General features: G+C 40.7%; 2 protein-coding genes. One reads left to right on the top strand and one right to left on the bottom strand.

The window, feature by feature from the left end; all coding sequences use genetic code 11:
• The first annotated feature begins 194 nt into the window (after window positions 1–194).
• Window positions 195–929: a phosphoglycerol geranylgeranyltransferase gene (locus ATH1_RS0117560; protein WP_245531678.1), complete on the top strand. Its 735-nt coding sequence runs from the start codon at window positions 195–197 to the stop codon at window positions 927–929.
• On the opposite strand, the gene ATH1_RS0117565 is transcribed toward ATH1_RS0117560, so the two are convergent.
• Window positions 920–1270, bottom strand: coding sequence for a DUF190 domain-containing protein (locus tag ATH1_RS0117565; RefSeq protein WP_044114778.1), 351 nt, complete (start codon window positions 1268–1270; stop codon window positions 920–922). The genes ATH1_RS0117560 and ATH1_RS0117565 overlap by 10 nt on opposite strands.
• Window positions 1271–1497 lie beyond the last annotated feature (227 nt).

A 1497-nucleotide genomic window follows, 5' to 3' on the forward strand; every position in this document is an offset into this window, starting at 1 on the left:
GCTTAAACGCAAAGACGTATGTTGTGTTTATAATTCACACTACTGGCTACTGACTAATGACTAATGACTAAAAACTAATGACTAATGACTAATGACTAAATTACTTATATCTAAAAATCTGATAATCTATTAAGGCTATCTTTGTCACGCGCATTTCATATATTTGTTTTGAAAAAATACCTTAAACAGTTGTTTTGAAAGTACAAGTTTATATAGAACGTCACCTCCGCGACAAAAAAAAGATGCTTGCTCTGCTTATCGATCCCGACAAATGCAGGGGCAAAATTCTGGCGCAACAAGCAGGTTTAATAAATTCTTACCGGCCTCATTTAGTATTGGTCGGAGGCAGTCTTACCAGTTATCCGGTAGATGATGTTGTGAAATATCTTAAAGAAAAAACAGATGTTCCGGTTGTATTGTATCCCGGTCATCCCTCTCAAATATCCTTTAGTGCCGATGCATTATTGTTTCTTTCCATGATATCCGGCCGAAACCCGGAATTGCTTATCGGAGCACATGTTACTTCGGCTCCTGCCATTCGCAGGGAAGGTCTTGAAACCATTCCAACCGGTTATATGCTGATAAATGGTGGGGTGTCCACCTCGGTTGAATACATCAGTCAAACCAGTCCCATTCCATCCGACAAAACAGACATCGCCACAGCTACCGCACTTGCAGGAGAAATGCTGGGACTTAAAATGATTTATATGGATGCAGGCAGCGGCGCCCGCAACCCAGTTCCCCCTGAAATGATACGTTCGGTCAGACAAAACATCCGGATACCTCTTATGATAGGAGGAGGAATCGACACGAGAGAAAAATTCCATACTGCACTAAGAAGCGGTGCCGATATCGTGGTCGTTGGAAATGCTTTAGAAAAAGACCCGGAACTGCTATGCAAATTTATGGAAATTACCAGTCAGCCATGACTTTCGCCATATCGGAGTACATCAACCTCTTCCATTGTAATCAATCCCCGGGAACCTGCTTTATCCATTAACCTGTTAATGATTTGGGCAAAATCCGACAATCGCTCATCAACATCCACCAGACCAATTATAACCGGTATATCGTCTGACAAAGCAAAAGTTTTACTGCTGTGCAGCATACTTTCGGCCCCATAAGAGAGTATTCCTTTTGATACGGTAGCACCGGCTATGTTATACTTTTTTGCTGCATATATAATGGCCTCGTAAAGCGGCCGCTGATAAACAATGTCGGATTCCCCTACAATGATAATCAACTTTCTGGCGTGACCGGAGAGATTCATAATTTCACCCATTTAAGTAAGTACATAATTCTGCCATAAGACATTTTGTTTATGACTGCAAAACAAACTGAACAAATACAATTGTCTGCAAAGACATGTTTGAGCCCGGCCTGAAAAGCATCTTTGTTGCCAAACTCAAGGCCTTTTATACCGCACTCATGTATAAAACAAAACAGTAAAATCAATTTACATAATAGAATTGACAAATTCAATATTTGAGTGCAGTA

It is taken from the genome of Anaerophaga thermohalophila DSM 12881, from assembly GCF_000191885.1.
Lineage (GTDB): Bacteria > Bacteroidota > Bacteroidia > Bacteroidales > Marinilabiliaceae > Anaerophaga > Anaerophaga thermohalophila.

Coding starts and splice junctions, on each gene's coding strand:
- ATH1_RS0117565 (WP_044114778.1), bottom strand. CDS start 1,270: ATGAATCTCTCCGGTCACGCCAGAAAGTTGATTATCATTGTAGGGGAA.